The sequence below is a fragment of the Microlunatus panaciterrae genome, from assembly GCF_016907535.1.
Taxonomy (GTDB): domain Bacteria; phylum Actinomycetota; class Actinomycetes; order Propionibacteriales; family Propionibacteriaceae; genus Microlunatus; species Microlunatus panaciterrae.
The window spans coordinates 2,869,048-2,890,802 of sequence record NZ_JAFBCF010000001.1 but is presented as its reverse complement, the minus strand read 5'-3'; the positions used below and the strand labels follow the sequence as shown (position 1 = coordinate 2,890,802).

Annotated in this window: 18 protein-coding genes; 7 read left to right on the top strand and 11 right to left on the bottom strand. The window is 70.2% G+C overall.

Annotated elements, in window-relative coordinates; all coding sequences use genetic code 11:
- Positions 1 to 32: 32 nt before the first annotated feature.
- From JOE57_RS13220 to JOE57_RS13200, 5 genes are all read left to right on the top strand, one after another.
- Positions 33 to 857 (top strand): purine-nucleoside phosphorylase, encoded by an 825-nt coding sequence (locus tag JOE57_RS13220; RefSeq protein ID WP_338041302.1) that lies wholly within the window; start codon positions 33 to 35, stop codon positions 855 to 857.
- Complete coding sequence (locus tag JOE57_RS13215) at positions 854 to 2,536, top strand: phospho-sugar mutase (RefSeq protein ID WP_420827701.1); 1,683 nt, start codon at positions 854 to 856, stop codon at positions 2,534 to 2,536. Before JOE57_RS13220 ends, JOE57_RS13215 begins: the two co-directional genes overlap by 4 nt.
- 88 nt (positions 2,537 to 2,624) lie before the next feature.
- Positions 2,625 to 3,623, top strand: a complete 999-nt coding sequence (gene deoC / locus JOE57_RS13210; RefSeq protein ID WP_204918648.1) for a deoxyribose-phosphate aldolase — start codon at positions 2,625 to 2,627, stop codon at positions 3,621 to 3,623.
- 20 nt (positions 3,624 to 3,643) lie between these two features.
- A complete protein-coding gene (locus tag JOE57_RS13205; RefSeq protein ID WP_239578941.1) occupies positions 3,644 to 5,137 on the top strand; it encodes an aldehyde dehydrogenase family protein in 1,494 nt (497 codons plus the stop codon).
- Complete coding sequence (locus JOE57_RS13200) at positions 5,137 to 6,024, top strand: aldehyde dehydrogenase family protein (RefSeq protein ID WP_204918646.1); 888 nt, start codon at positions 5,137 to 5,139, stop codon at positions 6,022 to 6,024. Before JOE57_RS13205 ends, JOE57_RS13200 begins: the two co-directional genes overlap by 1 nt.
- Positions 6,025 to 6,335: 311 nt before the next feature.
- On the opposite strand, the gene JOE57_RS13195 is transcribed toward JOE57_RS13200, so the two are convergent.
- On the bottom strand, positions 6,336 to 7,364 hold the full coding sequence (locus JOE57_RS13195; protein WP_204918645.1) for a hypothetical protein: 1,029 nt from the start codon (positions 7,362 to 7,364) through the stop codon (positions 6,336 to 6,338).
- A gap of 90 nt (positions 7,365 to 7,454) precedes the next feature.
- Between JOE57_RS13195 and JOE57_RS19210 the strand changes: the two genes are divergently transcribed.
- Positions 7,455 to 8,069 carry a TetR family transcriptional regulator gene (locus JOE57_RS19210; RefSeq protein WP_204918643.1) on the top strand — a complete coding sequence of 205 codons (615 nt, stop codon included), beginning with the start codon at positions 7,455 to 7,457 and terminating at the stop codon, positions 8,067 to 8,069.
- 12 nt (positions 8,070 to 8,081) lie between these two features.
- On the opposite strand, the gene JOE57_RS13185 is transcribed toward JOE57_RS19210, so the two are convergent.
- The 3 genes from JOE57_RS13185 to metG form a co-directional block, all read right to left on the bottom strand.
- Entirely contained in the window at positions 8,082 to 9,353 is a 1,272-nt protein-coding gene (locus tag JOE57_RS13185) for an MFS transporter (protein WP_338041301.1), read from the bottom strand.
- The gene (locus JOE57_RS13180; protein ID WP_204918641.1) at positions 9,350 to 9,823 is read right to left on the bottom strand and encodes a MarR family transcriptional regulator; all 474 of its coding nucleotides are present in this window, start codon (positions 9,821 to 9,823) and stop codon (positions 9,350 to 9,352) included. Before JOE57_RS13180 ends, JOE57_RS13185 begins: the two co-directional genes overlap by 4 nt.
- A 161-nt stretch (positions 9,824 to 9,984) precedes the next feature.
- Complete coding sequence (gene metG, locus JOE57_RS13175; RefSeq protein WP_204918639.1) at positions 9,985 to 11,772, bottom strand: methionine--tRNA ligase; 1,788 nt, start codon at positions 11,770 to 11,772, stop codon at positions 9,985 to 9,987.
- A gap of 36 nt (positions 11,773 to 11,808) precedes the next feature.
- Here metG and JOE57_RS13170 point away from each other — a divergent pair, with 36 nt between their 5' ends.
- On the top strand, positions 11,809 to 13,071 hold the full coding sequence (locus JOE57_RS13170; RefSeq protein WP_338041300.1) for an ArgE/DapE family deacylase: 1,263 nt from the start codon (positions 11,809 to 11,811) through the stop codon (positions 13,069 to 13,071).
- Between the two features lie 18 nt (positions 13,072 to 13,089).
- Here the strand turns inward: JOE57_RS13170 and JOE57_RS13165 are convergent, their stop codons facing one another.
- The 7 genes from JOE57_RS13165 to JOE57_RS13135 all read right to left on the bottom strand — a co-directional run bounded on the left by JOE57_RS13165 (position 13,090) and on the right by JOE57_RS13135 (position 21,689).
- A complete protein-coding gene (locus JOE57_RS13165; protein WP_204918636.1) occupies positions 13,090 to 14,220 on the bottom strand; it encodes a glycoside hydrolase family 99-like domain-containing protein in 1,131 nt (376 codons plus the stop codon).
- A gap of 108 nt (positions 14,221 to 14,328) precedes the next feature.
- Positions 14,329 to 15,888 (bottom strand): glycosyltransferase 87 family protein, encoded by a 1,560-nt coding sequence (locus JOE57_RS13160; RefSeq protein ID WP_204918634.1) that lies wholly within the window; start codon positions 15,886 to 15,888, stop codon positions 14,329 to 14,331.
- A gap of 90 nt (positions 15,889 to 15,978) precedes the next feature.
- Entirely contained in the window at positions 15,979 to 17,058 is a 1,080-nt protein-coding gene (locus JOE57_RS13155; protein ID WP_204918632.1) for an adenosine deaminase, read from the bottom strand.
- Positions 17,055 to 17,516, bottom strand: a complete 462-nt coding sequence (locus JOE57_RS13150) for a cytidine deaminase (RefSeq protein WP_239578940.1) — start codon at positions 17,514 to 17,516, stop codon at positions 17,055 to 17,057. Before JOE57_RS13150 ends, JOE57_RS13155 begins: the two co-directional genes overlap by 4 nt.
- A 2-nt stretch (positions 17,517 to 17,518) precedes the next feature.
- Positions 17,519 to 18,841 carry an ABC transporter permease subunit gene (locus tag JOE57_RS13145; protein ID WP_204918630.1) on the bottom strand — a complete coding sequence of 441 codons (1,323 nt, stop codon included), beginning with the start codon at positions 18,839 to 18,841 and terminating at the stop codon, positions 17,519 to 17,521.
- Positions 18,838 to 20,058, bottom strand: coding sequence for an ABC transporter permease (locus JOE57_RS13140; protein ID WP_204918628.1), 1,221 nt, complete (start codon positions 20,056 to 20,058; stop codon positions 18,838 to 18,840). The genes JOE57_RS13145 and JOE57_RS13140 overlap by 4 nt, the downstream gene beginning before the upstream one ends.
- A complete protein-coding gene (locus tag JOE57_RS13135) occupies positions 20,055 to 21,689 on the bottom strand; it encodes an ABC transporter ATP-binding protein (RefSeq protein WP_338041299.1) in 1,635 nt (544 codons plus the stop codon). Before JOE57_RS13135 ends, JOE57_RS13140 begins: the two co-directional genes overlap by 4 nt.
- Positions 21,690 to 21,755 lie beyond the last annotated feature (66 nt).

Genomic DNA, 21,755 nt, shown 5'->3' with positions numbered 1-21,755 from the left:
TGTCCCGCCCGCCCAGTGTCTATAGTGCCCCTGTGACCGACAGCAGTCCGCTTCCCGCCGCCACCGATCCTTACCAGCTGGCGGCCGAGGCAGGCGCTGCGCTGCTGGCCCGCTTCGACCTCCCCGCGCTCGACCTCGCCCTGGTCCTGGGCTCCGGCTGGTCGTCCGCCGCCGACGCCCTGGGGGAGCCGATCGGCGACTGCGCCCTCGCCGAGCTGCCCGGATTCGCCCGGCCGGTGGTGGCCGGACAGGGTGGCTCGCTGCGGCTGGTCCGGACGCCGGCCGGCAAGGTGGCCGCGGTGTTCACCGGCCGCACCCATCTCTATGAGGGGCGCGGCGAGGCGCAGGTCGTCCACGGTGTCCGGACCGTGGCAGCGGCCGGGGCGCGCACCGTCGTGCTGACCAACGGCTGCGGCGGCCTCAACCCGGACTGGAGCCCCGGAACGCCGGTGCTGATCAGTGATCATCTCAACCTGACCGGCACCACTCCCCTGGTCGGCGCCCGCTTCGTGGACCTCACCGACCTCTACTCCCCGCAGCTGCGGGCCCTGGCCCGGACGGTCCGCCCCGAGCTGCCCGAGGGGGTCTATGTCCAGTTCCGCGGACCCCAGTACGAGACGCCGGCCGAGGTCAGGATGGCCGGGATCCTCGGCGGTGACCTGGTGGGGATGTCCACCGCGCTGGAGGCGATCGCCGCCCGGGAGGCCGGCCTTGATGTGCTCGCCATCTCGCTGGTGACCAACCCGGCGGCCGGGATCTCCGCAGTGCCCCTGGATCACGCCGAGGTGATCGAAGCCGGCCGCGCCGCAGCGCCGGTGCTGCGCGAGCTGCTGTCCGGACTGGCCGGTGCGCTCTGATGCCCGCGCAGGAGCCCCGGCTCGGAGCAGAGCTGCGAACCAGGATCGCCGCCTGGCGGGAGCAGGATCCGGACACCGCCACCGGTCTGGCGCTCGGTGACCTGCTGCTCAAGGCCGACGGTGGCGACGCAGCGGCGACCGCAGAGCTGGTCGATGCCTTCAGCGGCCCGCTGACGTTCGGCACGGCCGGGCTCCGGGCCCCGCTCGGGCCCGGGCCGGCCCGGATGAACCGGGTCGTCGTCAGCCAGGCTGCCGCCGGCCTGGCCGGCTATCTCCGCAGCCAGCAGCTGGCCGGCGGCAGGGTGCTGATCGGGTTCGACGCCCGATACAACTCCGACATCTTCGCCCGCGACACCGCCGAGATCATGGCCGGCAACGGCTTCGAGGCGATGGTGGTGGGCGAGCCGACTCCGACACCGGTGATCGCCTTCGGCATCCGGCACTACGGCTGTGTCGCCGCGGTCGTCGTGACCGCCTCGCACAACCCGCCTCAGGACAACGGGTACAAGGTCTACCTCGGCGACGGGTCGCAGATCATCCCCCCGGTCGACGGGTTGATCGCCGCCGAGATCGCCCGGGCGGCCGCCGGTGACCTGGCCGACATCGCCCGATCCGACCGCTACAGCGTGCTCGGTGACGAGCTGCTGGACGCCTACCTCGACCGGATCGCGAGTCTGGTGCCTGCCACCGCCCGGCACGACCTCAGCTGGGTCTACACGCCGCTGCACGGGGTCGGCGCCAAGGCGGTGGCAGCAGCGGTGCGGCGGACCGGCTTCGCCGACGCCAGCGTCGTCGCCGAGCAGGTCCAGCCGGACCCGGCGTTCCCGACGGTCGCCTTCCCCAACCCGGAGGAGCCTGGCGCGATCGATCTGGCGCTGGCCCAGGCGGAACGGATCGGCGCCGACCTGGTGGTGGCCAACGACCCGGACGCCGATCGGTGCGCGGTGGCGGTGCCGGTCGGACCCGACCGGGAATGGCGGATGCTCCGTGGCGACGAGCTCGGGGCGCTGCTCGGCGACGACGCTCTCCGCCGTGGCGTCACCGGCACGTTCGCCTGCTCGGTCGTGTCGAGCTCCCTGCTGGCGACGATGGCGGCGGCCTACGGCCAGCCGTTCGTCACGACGCTGACCGGGTTCAAGTGGATCGGTCGGGTCCCCGGCCTGGCGTTCGGCTACGAGGAGGCGCTCGGCTACTGCTGCGACCCGACGGCCGTGCCCGACAAGGACGGCATCTCGGCGGTGGTGCGGGTGCTGGCGTTGGCGGCTGAGCTGAAGGCGGCGGGCTGCACGCTGAGCGACCGGCTGGACGAGATCGCCCGAACCTATGGCGTCCACGCCACCGACCAGTTGGCCGTACGGGTGAGTGACCTGGCGCTGATCGACGCGGCGATGGCCCGGCTGCGGGCCAACCCGCCCACGGAACTGGGTGGTGAGGCCGTCCGGGTCCTCGACCTGAGCCTCGGCTCGGCGGACCTGCCGGCCACCGACGCGGTCCGGCTGTCCGGAGATCGGGTCACCGTAGTGGTCCGCCCATCGGGGACGGAGCCCAAGCTCAAGTGCTACCTGGAGGCCCGGATCCCCGCCGACCAGAGCCAGGACCTGGCCGTTGCCCGGGTCGAGGCCCGCGGGCGGCTCGAGCAGGTGCGCGAGGAGATGGCGCTGGCCCTCGGGCTGGGCTGACGCTGCCGGGTCGCCCGTGCTGAGCGAGCGCGCGGGCGGCCGCCGTCGCTGACGTGTCCAGCCGCCTCGGTGCCCATAGGATCGCCTCATGAGCACAGCCACAACCCGGGCGCGGGCAGAGTCGGCGGTGGTCGAGCCGTCCCCGGCGCTGCCTGCCCACCTCGCTGACGCGACCACCGACGAGTCCTCGCTGCGGCGGTTCCTGCTGGGGCTGCCGGGCGTCGACCCGGTGGGGATAGAGCAGCGTGCGGCCGGGCTGGCCACCCGTTCGATCAAGCGGGAGTCCAAGCTGGCCGCCATCGACCTGGCCATCTCGATGGTGGACCTGACCACGCTGGAGGGCGCCGACACCGTCGGCAAGGTCCGCAACCTGTCGCGGAAGGCGATGCTGCCCGACCCCGACCATCCGGACACCCCCCGGACGGCCGCCGTCTGCGTCTACCCGGACCTGGCGGCTGTCGCCGTCGACGAGCTGCGGGGGTCCGGGGTCAAGGTCGCGTCGGTGGCGACCATGTTCCCCTCGGGCCGCTCCAGCCTCGAGGTGAAGCTGGCCGACGCCCGGCTCGCTGTCGACGCCGGCGCCGACGAGGTCGACATGGTGATCGACCGCGGCGCCTTCCTCTCCGGCCGGTTCGGCCAGGTCTTCGAGCAGATCCGGGCGATCAAGGAGGTGTGCGGCCCGGCCCGGCTGAAGGTGATCCTGGAGACCGGCGAGCTGGCCACCTACGACAACGTGCGCCGCGCGTCCTGGCTCGCGCTGCTCGCTGGCGGCGACTTCATCAAGACCTCGACCGGCAAGGTCAGCCCGGCCGCCACCCTGCCGGTCACCCATGTGATGTTGCAGGCCGTGAAGGACTGGAAGGCCCAGACCGGGGAGCAGCGTGCGGTCAAACCCGCCGGCGGCATCCGTACCAGCAAGGACGCGATCCGCTATCTGGTGGCGGTCAAGGAGGTCGCGGGAGTGGAGTGGCTGGATCCGCACTACTTCCGGTTCGGCGCATCGTCGGTGCTGAATGATCTGATCATGCAGCGACGGACCCAGCTCGAGGGCCACTACTCGGGCCCCGACTACGTCACCGTCGACTGACCAGCGAGAGGTTTGTGATCATGGACTGGGACTACGCTCCGGCGCCGGAGTCGAGCGCGATCGCCGGCATCAGGGACCGCTATCTGCCGTTCGTCAACGGGGAGTTCGTCGAGGGCAACGGAGCCGACCTGGACACGATCAACCCTGGCCGGGCCGAGCGACTCGCCACCGTGTCGACCACGACCGCCGAGGATGTCGACCGGGCGGTCGCCGCGGCGCGGCGGGCCTACCAGCGCGTCTGGTCCCGGATGAGCGGGGCCGAGCGGGGCAAGTACCTGTTCCGGATCGCCCGGGGGATCGCCGAGCGGTCCCGTGAGCTGGCCGTGGTCGAGACGCTCGACAACGGCAAGCCGATCAAGGAGACCCGGGACTTCGACGTCCCGACCGCGGCCCAGCACTTCTTCTACCACGCCGGCTGGGCCGACAAGCTCCAGCACCTCGGCCTCGGTCCGGCGCCTGCCGCGCTCGGCGTGGCCGGACAGGTCATTCCCTGGAACTTCCCCCTGCTGATGGCGTCCTGGAAGATCGCCCCGGCCCTGGCGGCCGGCAACACCGTGGTGATCAAACCGGCCGAGACCACCCCGCTGTCGATCCTGGTGCTGGCCGAGATCATCGCTGATGCGGACCTTCCGCCCGGCGTGGTCAACATCGTCACCGGTGCCGGGGACGTGGGTGAGGCGCTGGTCACCCATCCGGGCATCGACAAGGTCGCCTTTACCGGTTCGACCGCCGTGGGTCGCAGGATCCAGCACCAGCTGGCCGGCACCGGCCGCAAGCTGACCCTGGAGCTCGGCGGCAAGGGCGCCAACATCGTCTTCGACGACGCCGCCCAGGACCAGGCCATCGAGGGCATCGTCAACGGCATCTTCTTCAACCAGGGGCAGGTTTGCTGCGCCGGATCCCGGCTGCTGGTCCAGGAGTCGATCGCGGAGGAGTTCACCGACCGGCTCAAGGACCGGGTGGAGACCCTGCGGGTCGGCGACCCTCTGGACAAGAACACCGACGTGGGAGCGATCAACTCGGCAGCCCAGCTCGGCCGGATCAAGGACCTGGTGGCGGCCGGCGCGGCCGAGGGAGCCGACCTCTGGTCGTCGTCGTGCCCGCTGCCGAGCAACGGTTACTACCTGTCGCCGACGATCTTCACCTCCGCAACACCGTCGATGCGGATCTCCCGCGAGGAGATCTTCGGCCCGGTGCTGACGACGCTGACCTTCCGTACGCCGGAGGAGGCGCTCAGCAAGGCCAACAACTCCGCCTACGGGTTGTCGGCCGGGGTCTGGACCGAGAAGGGCTCGCGGGCGATGGGGATGGCCGCCGGTCTGCGGGCCGGGGTGATTTGGGACAACACGTTCAACCGGTTCGACCCGGCGGCCAGCTTCGGCGGCTACAAGGAATCCGGATTCGGGCGGGAGGGCGGCCCGTCGGGGCTGGCCGCCTATCTGGAGACCGACGATGAGGCGGTGCTCGGCGGCAGCCGGTCCCGGACCGCCAAGGACGAGGGGGCGACACTCTGATGGCGCATCTGTCGGTCAGCAAGACCTACAAGCTCTACCTCGGCGGGGCCTTCCCCCGATCGGAGTCGGGTCGCACCTACCCGGTCCGCGACATCAAGGGGAACTTCATGGCAAACGCCGCACTGGGTTCGCGCAAGGACGGCCGGGACGCCGTCGCCGCCGCCCGAAAGGGTGTCGGAGCCTGGTCGAAGGCGACCCCCTACAACCGGGGCCAGGTGATCTACCGGATCGCAGAGATGCTGGAGGGTCGCCGGGCGCAGTTCGTCGAGCTGATCAGCACCAGCACCGGTGCCAGCGCCCGGGCCGCCGGCGCGGAGGTCGACGCGGCGGTGAACCGGCTGGTGCACTACGCCGGCTGGACCGACAAGCTCAGCGCCGTCTTCGGCGGTGCGAACCCGGTCTCGGGCCCGTACTTCTCCTACTCGGCGCCCGAGCCGACCGGGGTCGTCGCCGTTGTCGCCCCTGCCGGGTCGCCGCTGCTCGGGCTGGTGTCGGTGCTGGCTCCCGTCATCACGGGCGGGAACTCCGCTGTGGTGATCGCCGCCGAGGACGACCCCTGCGTGGCCATCACCCTCGCCGAGGTGCTGGCGACCTCCGACGTACCGGCGGGGGTGGTCAACATCCTCACCGGAAGAGCCGCCGAGATCGCTCCCCACCTGGCCGCGCACGGTGATGTCAACGGGCTCGACCTGACCGGCGCCGACGTCGAGCTCCGGTTGGCCCTGGAGCAGGCTGCGGCCGGCACCGTCAAGCGCGTCTATGTGCCCAAGGGCGTCCCGGACTTCACCGGACCCCCGGGGACGGCCCGGCTGCGCGCCTTCCTCGAGATCAAGACCGTCTGGCACCCGGTCGGTTCGGTCTCGCTCGCGGCCGGGAGCAGCTACTGATCCGGCTCTCCGCCACCTCCGCGCCGCGCCCTAAGCCTGTCGAAGGGCCGCAGTGGATGTCAGCCGTGCAAGAAATCGACCAGTCATCAGTGTCCGGTAAGGACGCTCAGCCTTGCAGCGCTGCAGCATCCACCACGAGTGGTCGATTCCTTGCAGGGTCCACTCGCCGCCCACCCCACCTCGGCCCTTCGACAGGCTCAGGGCACGGGCCCGGGCTCAGGGCACGGCACCGCCCAGGCTCAGGGCACGGCTCAGGCTCAGTGCACCGCCCAGGCTCTGGACACGGCTCAGGCTCAGGGCACGGCCCGGGCTCAGGCCGCCGGTCGGCGGGATCGCCGGAGGGCGCCGAGGACGAAGAGGAAGAGACCGGTGGCGAGCCAGACGGACAGCACCAGTGCCGGGCGGCCGGCCGCAGCCCAGTCGAAGAAGGCCTCGGAGCGGAGCAGCTGCCCGGTGGCCGCCAGCGGGAACGCCTGACCGACGGCGCTCCAGCCGACCGGCAGCAGCTCCGGTGCACTGCTCAGTCCCGAAAGGGGGTTGCCGACCAGCAGCAGTGACGCCAGGACCAGACCGGCACCCGCGTTGCCGGCGAGCGTTCCGGCGCCCAGGGTGGCGAAACTCACCGCGGCGAAGCCGAAGGTGATCACTGCGGCATCGGTCCAGAAGCTGGCACCCAGGGCATTCAGCCACAGGTTCAGGATCGTCGCCGAGGCCAGACCAGCGAGCAGGCTCAGCAGCAGCGCTGAACAGGCCAGTCGCCCCCTACCCCGCACAAGCCGGCGCAGGGCAACGCCGCTGAGCAGGCCGCCCAACACCAGGGGCAGGGCGAGCACCGCAACCCCGATCCCGTGCGGGTCACCGGCAGCGCCCGGCACCACGTCGGTGACGGTCGGACCCGCACTGGATTGGCCGGCTCCCGACTGCGCCGCCATCGCCCCGGCCACCTGGGTGAGCAGCTGCGCTACCGCTGGGCTGGCACCGGTGGCCACCAACAACGTGGGCGGTTGTTCGACCACGACGGCACCGTAGATCTCCCGGCTCTCGATGGCGGCTCGCGCCTCAGCGGCGCTGCCGTAGGGCTGGATGTGGAACGCACCCGGCTGCTTCGCCTGCAGCGCGCCCTGCACCTGCTGGACCGCGGCCGCAGGGCCCACCACCCCGATCGGCAGCTCGTGCGGGGCGGCCGTGACAGCCGGCCAGGCGAAGGCGGCGAGCAGCAACCCGACCAGCAGACTGAGAGCCACCGGCAGGCCAAGAACCCTGCCCCATCCGGACAGGACCGGAGGCTCGGATGGATCGTCGTGAGGCCTCGGCGGCGCCTCATACCGTGTTGCGACCATGATGACTCCTAAAGAGAACGTTTATTCTTTTTAGAATGCGACCGCTCTGAGACGTTTGTCAAGAACGTTCGTTCTCTTTAGGCTGGGAGGGTGCCCAAAGTCAGTGACGAGTACCGAGCCGAGCGTCGCGAGCAGATCATCCAGGCAGCGATGGTCTGCTTCGAGCGGGACGGTTTCCACGCCGCCTCGATGGACGACGTGATCGCCGAGGTGGGATTGTCGGCGGGCGCCGTCTACCGCTACTTCCCGGGCAAGGACGCCATCGTCTCCGGCGTCGTGCAGTATGCGCTCGGCGCGGTGGGCAGAGTGCTCAGCGAGGCCGCCGACACGGATCGGGCCGCGACCCCGTCGGGTGCGGTCGACGTCGCCCTGGAGAAGCTGGAGGAGCTCCGCTTCAGCCACACCGTCAAACCCGAGCGGATCGCTCTCTTCGCCTGGTCCGAGGCTCTACGCAACGAGGCCCTGCACCGCGAAGTCACCATCGGGCTCGGTCAGGTGCGTGCAGCCATCCAGTCGCTCGTGCTGCGCTGGCAGCAGTCCGGGTTGGTCCAGCCCGACGCCGACCCGCAGGAGATCGGGCTCGCCTTCCTCGCCTGGATCCCGGGCTTCTTCATCCAGCACCACGTGGCCGGCATCGTCCAGCGCGACCAGTTCGTCCGTGGCGTGGCCGGCCTGCTGAACCCGGTTCGAGACCCGATCGCCTGACAACCGGGACCGTCAGGCGTCCCCGACGGTGATCGCCTCGGCCTCCTCAAGGGGCGTCTCGGCCAGGTGCCGGTCGATGTGGGCCAGGTGGCGGCGCCCGGTGACCAGCACACCGATCGACAGCAACAGCCCTGCCACCGCCATCCAGTACGGGGCGCTGTCGCCCCACTGTGCGGCGATCACCCCGGCGAACGCCGGCGCCAGCGCGCCGCCGAGGAAGCGGATGCCGCTGTAGGTCGACGAGGCCACGCTCCGCGGCAGGTCGGTCGCCTCCATCACCGACTCGGTCAGCACCGTGTTCATCACGCCGAGGAAGAGCCCGCCGACGACGATGCCGGTCACCAGCACGGCGAGGCTGCCGACCTCGACCGCCATCAACGCCATGTCGAGGGCGAGCAGCGCCAGCATGGCGTACAGCACCCGGCGGCGACCGAACCGCGCGGTCAGCAGCGGGGCGACCAGGACGGACGTGATGGCCAATCCGAGTCCCCAGCCGCAGAAGATCAGACCGAGCTGGTGGGCGCCGAACTCCTCGATGCCCTGGGCGTGGGCCGCGGTCTCGAGCGGGAACGGGCTGTAGGCCAGCAGCACGAAGAAGCCGAAGTTGTAGAACAGCGCGCCCAGTCCCAACGTCAACAGCGCCCTGTTGCGCAGCGCCCTGAACGTGGCGCCGAACGGGACCGGGTCGGGCTTGGCGGCGGGCTTGGCCAACAGCACCACGATCGCCACCAGGCCGATCGCCATCAGCACCGCGGTACCGAAGAACGGACCCCTCCAGGAGATGCTGCCGAGCGCCCCGCCCAGCAGCGGCCCGGTGGCGATGCCCAGACCCAGCGCGGCCTCGTAGAGGATGATCGCGCTGTTCACGCCGCCGCTAGCCGCGCCAACGATGGTCGCCAGCGCCGTGGAGATGAAGAGGGCGTTGCCAAGCCCCCAGCCGGCGCGGTAGCCGATAATGGCCTGAACACTGTTGGAGGCTCCGGCCAGCGCCGCGAAGACCACGATGAGCGCCAGTCCGGTCAGCAGGGTGCCCTTTACCCCGATCCGGCTGGAGACCCAGCTGGTGAAGAACATCGCGAAGCCGGTGATCAGCAGATAGCTGGTGAACAGCAGCATCGCCTGCGCCGGCGTGGCGCCGAGCTCGTGGCTGATGGCCGGCAGGATGGGGTCAACCAGGCCGATGCCCATGAAGGCGATCACACAGGCGAAGGCGACCGCCCAGACCGCCTTCGGCTGACGCAGGAGGGAGGCGGATCCGGCGGAACCGGGATGGGTGAGCGTCACAGTGTGGCTTCTTCCTTGGTTGGCTGGGCCGCCAGCAGGCCCTGGATGGTCTCGATGGCACCGCGCAGCTCGGCCCGGCGATCGGTGGACAGCAGCTCCAGCCGGGGCCCGAGCGCGGCGGCCACCCCGGCCCGAAGCTCGGCCAGTCTGCTGCGGCCGGCCTCGGTCAGGCTGACGAGGGAGACGCGACCATCGAGGGGATCCGACACCCGCTGGACGGCGCCGGACCGCTCGAGCCGCTGCAGCATGGTGGTGGCGCTCGGCTGGGTGCAGCGGTCGGCGACGGCGAAGTCGCTCACTCGCATCGCCCCGTGCTCCTCCAGGATGGCCATCGCGCGCCACACCGCCGTCGGTTCGGTATCGGCGGCCATCCGGGCCGAGGAGCGGACGAAGCGGGCGCAGGTCACGACCAGGGCGACAGCCAGGTCGTCGATGGCGTCCCCGTCGTCGGTCAGTTCGGGAGAGTTCACCCGACCTACTTTACATAGCTATCTTATATAGATGCAAGTGGGACCGGCCCCCGCACGATGCGTACGGTCGAATGGCAGCCAGTGGCGCCGTAACGGACGCAAGGCGAGCCGCACGCTGCCACTCGCCGGTCGGTGGGCTCTCACCTACCCGAGAACACTGCTCAGGTGTCGATGCGGGCCCAGTCCGGCCCGGTCTCCCCCAGCTTCTCGTCCAGCTTCGTGAACAGCGGAGTCGGCTTGACCAGCGGCCGGCCGACCTGCACCGGAATGCTCTGCCAGACCGCCTGCTCGCTCGCGTACTCCCCCATCAGCACCGGGTAGTCCGGGCCAGCGTCCTCGCTGACCTGGCGGATCTCCGGCTGGGCAGCCCAGACGCCGCTACCACCCAGCGCCTCATGCACCTGTTGAGCCGCGTGCGGCAGGAACGGTGTCAGCAGCGTGTTCGCGTCGGAGACCACCTGCAGGGCGGTGTGCAGCACGCTGTCGCGTCGAGCCGGGTCGCTCTTGAGCTTCCACGGCTCGGTGTCCGACAGGTACTTGTTGGCGGCGCCCACCAGCCGCATCGCCTCGGCTGAGGCGTGCTTGAACCGGCTCTTGCCGAGCAGGTCCCCGACCGTGCCGAACGCCGCCCGCGAGGTGGCCAACAGCTCATGGTCCACGTCGCGCAGGTCGGTCGGGTTGGGGATGGCACCGACGTTCTTGTGCGCCATCGAGATCGAGCGGTTGACCAGGTTGCCCCACTCGTTGGCCAGCTCGAAGTTGGTCCGACGGACGAACTCGTCCCAGGTGAAGTCGGTGTCCTGGTTCTCCGGGCCCGCCACCGAGATGAAGTACCGCAGCGCGTCGGGGCCGAACTCCTGCAGGAAGTCGCCGACGTAGATCACCTTGCCCCGGCTGGTGGAGAACTTGGAACCGCTCATGGTCAGGTACTCGCTGGAGACCACCTCGCTGGGCAGGTTCAGCGTGCCCAGCGGGCCCACCTCGCCACCGTGGTCGCCGGCGCCGTTCTGGCCCAGCAACATGCCCGGCCAGATCACCGAGTGGAAGACGATGTTGTCCTTGCCCATGAAGTAGTAGCCGAGCGCCTCCGGGTCGGTCCACCACTTCTTCCAGGCGTCCGGGTCGCCGGTCCTCGCCGCCCACTCCACCGACGCGGACAGGTAGCCGATGACGGCGTCGAACCAGACGTAGAGCCGCTTCATCGGCTGGTCCCGCCAGCCGTCCAGCGGCACCGGGACGCCCCAGTCGAGGTCGCGGGTGATCGCCCGCGGTTTCAGGTCGCGGAGCAGGTTCTGGCTGAACTTGAGCACGTTCGGCCGCCAGTCGACCCGCTTGGCCAGCCAGTCGCCGAGCGAGTGCGCCAGCGACGGCAGGTCGAGGAAGAAGTGCTCGGTCTCGACGAACTTCGGCGTCTCGCCGTTGATCCGGGAGCGCGGGTTGATCAGGTCCACCGGGTCCAGCTGGTTGCCGCAGTTGTCGCACTGGTCGCCGCGGGCTCCGTCGTAACCGCAGATCGGGCAGGTCCCCTCGATGTAGCGGTCCGGCAGGGTGCGCCCGGTCGACGGGCTGATCGCCCCCATTGCGCTCTTCGGCACCACATAGCCGTTCTTGTACAGGCCGAGGAAGAGGTCCTGCACGACCCGGTAGTGGTTGAGGGTGGTGGTCCGGGTGAACAGGTCGTAGGACAGCCCGAGCCCCTGCAGGTCCTCGACGATGACCCGGTTGTACTTGTCGGCGAGCTGTCGCGTCGTCATCTGCTCCCGCTCCGCCTGGACGGAGATGGGCGTTCCGTGCTCGTCGGTGCCGGAGACCATCAGGATGTCGTGGCCACTCATCCGCATGTAGCGGGAGAAGACGTCCGAGGGTACGCCGAAACCGGACACATGACCGATGTGGCGTGGACCGTTGGCGTATGGCCAGGCCACGGCGGTCAACACACGAGAACTCATGCGGCCAACCCTAGTGCAGTGCCGTACGGTGATCGCGTGCTGACCCGTGACGAGGCACGCGCCCTGGCAGCCGTGGACGAACCGGCACTGGTGCGGCTGCTGATCGAGCTGCTGGCAGTGCCGAGCGTTGGAGGGACCGCGGCCGAGAGCGAGATTCAGCACCTGCTGGCCGAGCAGCTGGGGCGGCTCGAGCTGGACGTCGACCTCTGGCCGGTCGACCTGGTGACGCTGGCGGCGGATCCGGGATATCCCGGCGCCGAGGTGGTGCGGACCGAGGCGTGGGGGCTGGTGGCGACCAGCGACCCGACGGAGCAGCCGGCCCTGATCCTGCAAGGGCACGCCGATGTGGTGCCCGCCGGCAACCCGGACCTGTGGTGGGGTGACCCGTTCGCGCCGACACTGCGCGACGGCACGGTCGTGGCGCGCGGGGCCTGCGACATGAAGGCCGGGCTGGCGGCCAATATCGCCGCCGTGCAGGCGGTGCGTTCATCGGGCGTCCGACTGCGCTCGGGCCTGGCGCTGCACTCGGTGATCGGCGAGGAGGACGGTGGGCTGGGGGCGTTCGCCACCCTTGCCCGAGGTCACCGTGGCCGGGCCTGCGTCATCACCGAGCCGACCGGGCTGTCGCTGATCACCGCCACCGCGGGGGCGCTGACGTTCCGGATCGAGGTGAGCGGGCTCGCCACCCACGGCAGCACCCGCTACCGCGGACACAGCGCCATCGACTCCTACCTGACACTGCACGCCGCGCTGGCCGAGCTCGAGCAGGAACGCAACCGAGAGCCCGAGCAGCTGATGTCCGGCTACCCCATCGCCTACCCGCTGAGTGTCGGCCGGCTCAGCGCAGGCACCTGGTCCAGCAGCGTGCCGGACCACCTGGTGGCCGAGGGACGGCTCGGGCTGCGAATCGAGGAGGACCCCGGTGCGGCGCGGAAGGCGTTGGAGGCCCGGGTCGCCGAGGTCGCGGCGACCGACCCGTGGCTGCGCGACCACCCGGTGGGCGTCAGCTGGCCGGGTGGCCAGTTCAGCGGCGGCCGGCTACCGGCGGGCCATCCACTGGCTTCGCTGGTCGGCGGCGCCCACGCCGACAGCACCGGCACCGCTGCCCCGGCCGTGCTGGGTGCCCCGTACGGCAGCGACCTCCGGCTGTACGCCGCTGCCGGCATCCCCACCCTGCACTACGGGCCGGGTGCCATCGAGCTGGCTCACGGGCCGAACGAGTCGGTCCGCATTGACGAGGTGGTCACCGCGACCCGAACCCTGGTGGTCAGCATCCTGCGTGCCTGCGGCACCCGCTGACCCTGCTGGCGATGCGTCTCACGGCTGGTCGGACCGGCCCGGCAGGGCTGCGTGCAGCGCCTCCAGGTAACCCAGCCCGTAGCGCTCATCCGGTTCCAGGTAGCTGCCCTCGGTCCACTCGTTCCAGGCGTTGACCGTCAGCGCAGGGCAGTCCGGGCGGCTGTCGAGGAACGCCCTGAGGTCGGCTGCGGCCGCCCCGAACTCGGCCGGCGTGTTGCCGGTGACGACCGGCAGCATCGGCCAGCTGCTCGGGACGTTCTGATCGTCCTGGTCGACCCGGGTGGTCGAGTCCCATCCCATCGTCAGGTTCGGGATGTAGCTGAGGCCCAGGGCATCCGCGGCGTCCTGGTCGGCCCGCCACTGGGCGGCCGCGTCGGCGCGCCACCGGGCGTAGTCCACCTCGATGCCCTGGTCCCTGGGCATCAGGTCGGACCAGTTGTAGGGGCCGAAGCTGTCGAAGCCGAGCGCGGCCAGCACCTCGATGCCCTGCTGCTGCCAGCCGCCCATGGCGTTGAGATGCAGGGGCCCGACACCGGCCGCCTCGGCCGCCGCTCGGAACTCGGTCAGCGCCGCCGCGGCCGCCTCGACGCCGCCGAGCCCGTCCAGCAGCTCCTGGATGTGGAACACCGTGAACCAGGCGGCACCGTCGACGCGCCAGTAGTACGGGCTGGACAGGTAGCGCTCGACCACGACGGCCACCAGCCGCCGGAACTGGGCCAGGTCGACGGCCCCCGGAAACCACACCTCCGGCTCCTTCTTCGAGGTGAGCGGGAAGACGTCGATCCAGGTGTGGTTGGCCCACATCAGCGCGAACTTGACCTCCGGCTCGTCCAGAGCGAGGTAGGTCTCGTCCAGCGGGCGGTTGAGGAAGTCGTCGCCGTCGTAGAAGTACCAGTCCCACAGGAAGGCATCGATACCGTACCGACCGGCGACCTGCAGGCTGCGCCTCATGTTGGCCGGCTCGGTCTCGTCCAGGTAGCCCCACTGGGGCACGATCGGCTGGTAGTGGCCCGGGAAGCGTGGCCGACCGGCGCGGATCAGCTCCCACTCCGTCCAACCCGGACCCAGCTTCTCGTCCCGTCTGGGGTCGGCATGCCAGGAGGGGAAGTAGATGGCGGCAACGTCGGGGCGCCTTGCAGGGTCGGTCATGTCCGTTCCTCGTCGGTGAGGGGTCGTGTCGGCGCCAATATACGGGCAGCTGTCGCCACGGGAACGACCGGAAGGCCCAGCCCAGCCATCAGGGCACCGGACCGGGCGTCAGTGCTGGGGGGCCCGGAGCAGGACGTGGCGAGCACGCTCCAGCAGCCGCCAGCCGCCGACGATGGCTACCGTCCTTCTGCTCAGACTGTGCAGCCCGGCCCGGACCAGCAGCACCTCCGTTCCGGATCCGAGGTAGCGCAACGCGACCCGCTGCCAGGCCGGGTTGCTTCTTCGGGGCCGGTCGGCACCCGCGGTGGTCGGTTGGACGTCATAGTTGGCGCCACCGAGATCGACACTCAGCGGGCACCCGCGCCGCAGGTTGCGGCTCAGCACGTTCAGCTCGATCAGGCCGGTCACGTCGTCAGCGGTGATGCAGCCGGGGACGGCCGCGACGGACGCGGTGAGCGCCGAGGCGGGGAAGCCTCGGGCCCAGGACCGGTTCACGGTCGGCAGCGCGTAGAAGATCATCAGTGAGGCGAACAGCAGGACGGCGACCGCCGTTGTGCCCCGGCTCCGCTCCAGACTCCTCAGCAGCTCGCCGCCGGCCGCTCCGATCACCACCATCAGCGGGGCCGCCGTCAGCGCGGCATAGTGACCGAACCACGTCGGGGTCAGCAGCAGGAACCCGGACAAGCCGAGGCACAGCACGATCATCAACCGGGCGTGCTCGTTCCTCCAGGCCACTGCCGCGGCGGCGAGGCAGACGATGAGAGCGCCGGTCAGCAGCACGGAGGACGGGTGGCGGGCACCGAAGCGCCCCAGGCCCATCATCTGGATGGCCCGGCTCGCAAGCGACACGCTCCGGAAACGGGACCGGTGGAGCTGGTCCATGACGGTGTAGCGCCACATCGCACCCGGCGCCTGCGCGAAGAAGGGGAGGTAGACCGCAGCACCTGCGACAGCGGTGCCGAACGCCACCCAGCCGGCAGCCTTGAGCCGCCTGGTGGACAGCAGCCAGCCCAGGACGAGGAGAACGCCGACGACACCCCAGACCTTGAACCCCACAGTGAGGCCGAGCAGCAGCCCGGCCGCGATCAGCGGTCCGGCCTCGGCCGGTCGTCGCCGGCCTGCGGTGCCGTTCAGCAGCAGCACCGCGCCCAGCAGTGCCGTCGTGGCCGGGGCCTCCAGCAGCGTCGTGTGCTCGCCGTACACGGCGGGGGTGAACACCGCATAGCCGAACCCTCCGATCACAGCGCCCGCGATGGTGGCGGGACGCAGGATGCGGTAGACGAGCACCGCGTTCACCGCACCGAGCAGCATCCACGCCAGCCGGGCCAGGGCGAAGCCCCGCGCATCCCCCACCAGCTCGCCCAGGGCCGCGAACGGGGCCAGGGCCAGCACGATGCCGGGCGGGTGGAGCAGCAGGAAGTCGCGGTACGGCATTCTGCCGTTGACCAGCCCGACAGCAGCTCCGTAGTAGACACCGTCGTCGTAGTTGCCGAGGCCGAACAGGCCGTGGTTGCGGACCATCGTCGCCAACCGGATGCCGAACGCGGCAGCGGCGATGGCCAGCATCAGGGCCACGGACTCCCACGAGCCCCCGGCCAGCCGGCTCGGTGGAGCGAGCAGCCGTCGCGGCGCCGGCCGGGGAGTGTGCTCGTCGACGTACGTGGACATGGTTCCTCCGAGGTGGTGGCGCGTCGCCTGTAGCAACGGGCACGGAGGTCGCGCCGTTCCGGAATCGAGCCGCGATCTCCGCGGCCCCGGTCACGCGCCCAGCCGGGCGAACCCCGGCTTGATCACTTCCTCGATCAGCGCCAGCCTCAGGTCGAAGGAGTGGAAGGCGCTCTTGGCCGCGTTGATGGTGAACCAGCGCACGTCCTCGAGGTCGTAGTCGAAGGCCTCGCAGACCTTGGCGAACTCCCGGCTCAGGGTGGTGTCGCTCATCAGCTGGTTGTCGCAGTTCACCGTCACCCGGAAGCGCAGGTCCGTCAGCAGCCCGATCGGGTGCTCCGCGATCGAGCTCGCCGCGCCGGTCTGTACGTTCGACGACGGGCACAGCTCGAGCGGTATGCGCATATTGCGGACGTACGCCGCGAGGTCACCCAGCCGCGGCGGACCATAGTCGGGAACGGTGATGTCGTCGATGATCCGCACCCCGTGCCCCAACCGGTTGGCGCCGCACAGCTGCAGCGCCTCCCAGATCGATGGCAGCCCGAAGGCCTCGCCGGCGTGGACCGTGAAGTAGGCGTTGTTGCGCTTCAGGTAGTCGAAGGCGTCGAGATGCCGGGTGGGCGGGTGACCGGCCTCGGCACCGGCGATGTCGAAGCCGGCGACTCCGTCGTGGCGGTAGTCGACGGCCAGCTCGGCGATCTCCCGCGAGGCGCTGGCGTGCCGCATCCCGGTCAACAGCTGCCGGACGATGATCGTGCGACCCCGGTCCCGGCAGGCCTGCGCCCCGGCCTCCAGCCCGTCACGCACCGCCTCCACCGCCTGTCGCGGGGTCAGACCGGACAACAGATGCTGCTCGGGCGCCCACCGGGCCTCGGCATAGACGACACCGTCGGCGGCCAGGTCCTCGACGAACTCGCGCGCAACCCGGTGCAGGTGGACCTGCGTCTGCATGACCGCGAGGGTGTGCTTGAACGTCTCGAGGTAGCGCACCAGCGAGCCTGAGCTCGCGGACTCGACGAACCACCGGCGAAGCTCCCGGGCGTCAGTCGCCGGCAGCTCATGCCCCACCTCGGCCGCCAGCTCGATGATCGTCTCCGGCCGCAGCCCACCGTCCAAGTGGTCGTGCAACGACACTTTCGGCGCCGCCTGGAGCGCCTCGAGACCGACACTCACCGCGAGGGCTCCTCGGTCCGGTCGAGGGGACCCGATTCGGACCCCACGTCCACCCTGGCCAGCTGCTCGGCGCCGAACGCGTCCGGCAGCACCTCGGTCATCGGCTTGACGCCGCCTGGGGTGTCCACCAGCAGCTGCGGTCCGCCATTCTCCCAGAGCAGCTGCCGACAGCGCCCGCACGGCATCAGCACCTCGCCGCCCTTGTCGACACAGGCGAACGCCACCAACCGGCCACCGCCACTTGCGTGCAGTGCCGACACGAGCCCGCACTCGGCACACAGCCCCACACCGTAGGACGCATTCTCGACGTTGCAGCCGACGACGATCCGACCGTCGTCGACCAGCGCCGCGGCACCGACCTGGAAGTCGGAGTAGGGCGCGTACGCCCGTTGGCTGATCTCCCTGGCCCGGCTCCGCAGCAGCGACCAGTCGATACTCACGCTGACGGTCTCCGGCATGGTCAGGCCTTCTCGTACGGGATGCCGTCAGCGGCTGGCGCCCGTACCCGACCGACCAGCCCCGCTACCGCGATGATGGTCGCGACGTACGGCAACAGCAGCAGGAACTGGCTGGGCACCGGAGTGCTCAGCGTCTGCAGCTGCGAGGCCATCTGGGTGACGAAGCCGAAGAACAGTGCCATCATGGCGGCCCAGACCGGGTGCCAACGACCCATGATCAGCGCAGCCAGCGCGATGAACCCGTTGCCGACCGTGATCTCCTTCGAGAAGGCGCCGGTCGTGCCGAGGACGAAGAACGATCCCCCGACACCGGCGAACAGGCCGCCCACCAGCACCGCCGACCAGCGGATCCTGACCACGCTGATGCCGACCGTGTCGGCCGCCTCCGGGTGCTCACCGACGGCGCGGATCCGCAGCCCCCACGTGGTCTTGAACAGCAGCACCCAGACGATGACCACGGCGAGTCCGGCCAGATAGGCCAAGATCGTCTGCTCGAAGAAGACTGGCCCGAAGAACGGGATCTTGGCCAGGCCCGGGATGGCGATCGTCTCCAGCACCGGTGCCGAGTTGTAGGCGCTGCCGGCGGGCTGCACCAGCTGGTCGAAGAGGAAGCCGGTCAGCCCGGAGGCGAGCAGGTTGAGCACGACCCCCAGCACCACCTGGTTGACCAGGTATCTGATGGAGAACAGGGCCAGCAGCGCAGCCATCGCAACGCCGGCCGCCGCGGCCGCCACCAGGGCACCGATCACCGAGTGGGTGATGCTCCCTACGACAGCTGCAGCGAAGGCGGCGGTCAGGAACTGGCCCTCGATCGCCACATTCACCACCCCGGCGCGCTCGCCCAGCACCCCGCAGAGGGCACCGAAGACCAGTGGGGTGGCCAGAGCCAGTGTGCCGTTCAGCTGGTTGCTGACCGGAAACGGGAGCTCGCGACCTGCGGCAGCCCAGGCCAGGAAACCGACCACGAAGGCGATCCCGGCCACCGTTCCGGCGAGCGCAGGCCAGCGGTGGTGGAGGCGGCCGGAAAGGAAGCCGGCACCGGCCAACAGGCAGAGCACAGCGCAGATCGCGACGGCGGGCAGGCCCGGCACTGCCACCGTCGGCAGCTGAATCGTGTCGAACGCGTTGGACAACGCGAACTGGGCATTGCCGTGGGTGGCGAACAGCAGCCCGAGGAGCACCAGCCCGACAACGACGATCAGGGCGCCGGTGGAGAGCCGCTGGCGCCGCCTCTCCGCGGACTCGACGAACCGCGGCGGCGGGGCGTTGGTACCGGGCACCGGCGGGGTCGGCTGTGTCGTGACCTCGGTTCCGGGCCCGGTCATGTCAGAGCCCCAGTGGCCACGGGCCCGACCGGCTTGACCTTGCGCGCCTTGATGAACGGCACCACGGTGGCCACCAGCGCCGGGGCGGCGACGAACAGCACGATCAGGGCCTGGATGACCAGGGTCAGGGTCAGTGGTGTCTGAGCGACGCTCTGCATCGCCTGCCCGCCGGCGTGCAGGGCGCCGAACAGCAGCCCCGACAGCACGATCCCGAACGGCTTCGACCGGCCGAGCAGGGCAACGGTGATCGCGTCGAAACCGATCGAGCCGACCAGCCCGGCCGACAGCGGGACGGGAGTGCCGAGCACGCTGGGCGCGAGCGCCGCCTGGACACCGGCCAGACCGGCGAGCGCACCGGCGAAGGTCATGGTGATCACGGTGGTGCGCGCCACGCTCATGCCGGCGGTGGCGGCGGCGTGCGGGTTGGCCCCGACGGCCCGGATCGCGAACCCGACCGTCGACCGGTCCAGCAGCCACCAGACCGACGCCGCCGCCAGCAGCGCGATGACGAAGCCGAGGTGCAGTCGGCCACCCTCCAGCCTCGGCATGGTGGCGTTCCAGTCCACCACCGGCGAGATCGGGTCGGTCCGGCCGGGACGCCTGAAGACGCTGGTGGTCAGCAGGTAGGCCAGCATGCCCGCGGCGATGTAGTTCAGCATGATCGTCACGATCACCTCGTGCGCGCCGGTCCTGGCCTTCAGCCAACCGACGATGCCGCCCCAGACCGCGCCGCCGACCAGTCCGGCGATGATCGCCACCAGCAGGTGGATGACCGGCGGCAGGTGCCAGCTGAAACCGACGTAGGCGGCCAGGATCGAGCCCCAGATGGCCTGCCCCTGGGCACCGATGTTGAACAGTCCGGCCCGGAAGGCGAGCCCGACACCCAGCCCCGCACAGATCAGCGGAGCAGCCTGGGCGGTCGTCTCGGTGATCGGAATGTAGCCGCCCAGGGCGCCGGAGAACAAGGCCCCGTAGGCCGAGGCGACCTTGTCCCAGGACGCGTGCAGAGCGTCCGACGGCGCAGCGACGAAGTAGGCGAACTTGGACCGGACGTCGCTGTCAGAGAAGATCATCAACAGTGCGCCCACCAGGAAGGCCAGCACGAAGGCGGCCGCGGTGGTTGCGATATCGACCCACGGCACCGTGCGCGAACGGTGTCTCTGTGGCCGTACCGCCTCCGGCGGAGCCGCCGGGGCGTTGCCGGTCTGGTCCGTCATGACGGCGGCCTTCCCTCGGACGGTTGACCGTCGGTGGGCGTCCCGGTAGAGGTCGAGCCGGTAGCGGCCATCGCCTTCGCCTCCTCGGCCGGCACTCCGGCCATCATCAGTCCGAGCGCCTCCCGGGACGTCTCGGGCCCGACGATGCCGACGATCGCGCCCCGGTACATCACCGCGATCCGGTCGGCCAGTGCCGCCACCTCGTCGAGCTCGGTCGACACGATGACGACGGCGGTACCCCGGTCCCGCTCCTGCACCAGCCTGGTGTGCAGGAACTCGATGGCGCCGACGTCGACCCCGCGGGTCGGCTGGTTGGCGATCAGCAACGACAGCGGCCTGGACAGCTCTCTGGCCAGCACCACCTTCTGCTGGTTGCCGCCGGACAGCGACGAGACCGGCGTGTCGATGGACTGGGTCCGGATGTCGAACTCCCCCACCCGGTCCTCGGCGTTCTGCCGGATGGCGCCCAGGTTGAGCGCCATCCCCCGCGCAAAGGGCTTCTCGTCGAAATGGTTCAGCACCAGGTTCTCGGCGACGGTGAACGTCCCGACGAAGCCGTCGTGCTGGCGGTCCTCGGGGACGAACCCGATCCCGCTGTCGATGGTCTGCTTGGGGTTCAGCCCGGTGATGTCCCGCCCGTCCAGCAGCACCCGGCCCCTGCTCACCGGGGTGATGCCGAGTAGCGCTTCGGCCAGCTCGGTCTGGCCGTTGCCCTGGACACCGGCGATGCAGACGATCTCGCCTCCCGCCACCTCCAGGTCGAGGTCGTCGACGGCCAGGGCGCCGTTCGGGCTGGCGACGGACACACCCTCGATCACCAGCCGGACGTCGCCCTTCCTCGGCGGCTGCTTGTCGACGGTGAGGCTGACCGCGCGGCCCACCATCATCTCGGCCAGCTGGCTCTCGGAGTCGGTGGGCTGAGCATGGCCGACCACCCGGCCACGCCTCATCACGGTGATCCGGTCGGCGATCGCCCGCACCTCGCGCAGCTTGTGGGTGATGAAGACGATCGCCTTGCCCTCGTCGCGGAGCGAACGCATGACGGCCATCAGCTCGTCGATCTCCTGCGGCGTGAGCACAGCCGTGGGCTCGTCGAAGATCAGGTAGGTGGCGTCGTTGGCCAGCGCCTTCAGGATCTCCACCCGTTGCTGGACGCCCACCGGCAGCTGCTCGACCAGCGCATCGGGGTCGACCTGGAAGTTGTAGCGGTCGGACAGTACCTGCACGGTGCGCCGTGCCGACGCCATGTCGAGCAGCCCGGCCACGCCATGCTCCCGGCCCAGCACCAGGTTCTCGGCCACCGAGAACACCTCGACCAGCATGAAGTGCTGGTGCACCATGCCGATCCCGGCCGCCATCGCCTGCTTGGGGTTGCTGAAGTGCCGCGGCGCACCGTCGATCAGGATCTGACCGTCGTCCGGCTGCAGCAGGCCGTACAGCACGTTCATCAAGGTGGACTTGCCGGCGCCGTTCTCGCCCAGCAGGCAGTGGATCTCGCCGGGCCGGATGTCGAGGTCGACCGCGTCGGTGGCCGTCAACGAGCCGAACCGTTTGGTGATGCCGCGAAGCTGCAGTCCCCCGGATCCGGGGGGCCGGTCCTTTGTCTCGACAGGCTCGGTCTCGACAGGCACAACGGAATCCTTACACATCGGTCCGACACAGGCGGCGGAAACGCGAGAGGGAGACCGACCGGCCCC

Bases quoted from the DNA above. Each gene is read 5' to 3' on its own strand.
- deoC (WP_204918648.1), top strand. From the start codon at position 2,625: ATGAGCACAGCCACAACCCGGGCGCGGGCAGAGTCGGCGGTGGTCGAG.
- JOE57_RS13205 (WP_239578941.1), top strand. From the start codon at position 3,644: ATGGACTGGGACTACGCTCCGGCGCCGGAGTCGAGCGCGATCGCCGGC.
- JOE57_RS13200 (WP_204918646.1), top strand. From the start codon at position 5,137: ATGGCGCATCTGTCGGTCAGCAAGACCTACAAGCTCTACCTCGGCGGG.
- JOE57_RS13195 (WP_204918645.1), bottom strand. From the start codon at position 7,364: ATGGTCGCAACACGGTATGAGGCGCCGCCGAGGCCTCACGACGATCCA.
- metG (WP_204918639.1), bottom strand. From the start codon at position 11,772: ATGAGTTCTCGTGTGTTGACCGCCGTGGCCTGGCCATACGCCAACGGT.
- JOE57_RS13165 (WP_204918636.1), bottom strand. From the start codon at position 14,220: ATGACCGACCCTGCAAGGCGCCCCGACGTTGCCGCCATCTACTTCCCC.
- JOE57_RS13160 (WP_204918634.1), bottom strand. From the start codon at position 15,888: ATGTCCACGTACGTCGACGAGCACACTCCCCGGCCGGCGCCGCGACGG.
- JOE57_RS13150 (WP_239578940.1), bottom strand. From the start codon at position 17,516: ATGCCGGAGACCGTCAGCGTGAGTATCGACTGGTCGCTGCTGCGGAGC.
- JOE57_RS13145 (WP_204918630.1), bottom strand. From the start codon at position 18,841: ATGACCGGGCCCGGAACCGAGGTCACGACACAGCCGACCCCGCCGGTG.
- JOE57_RS13140 (WP_204918628.1), bottom strand. From the start codon at position 20,058: ATGACGGACCAGACCGGCAACGCCCCGGCGGCTCCGCCGGAGGCGGTA.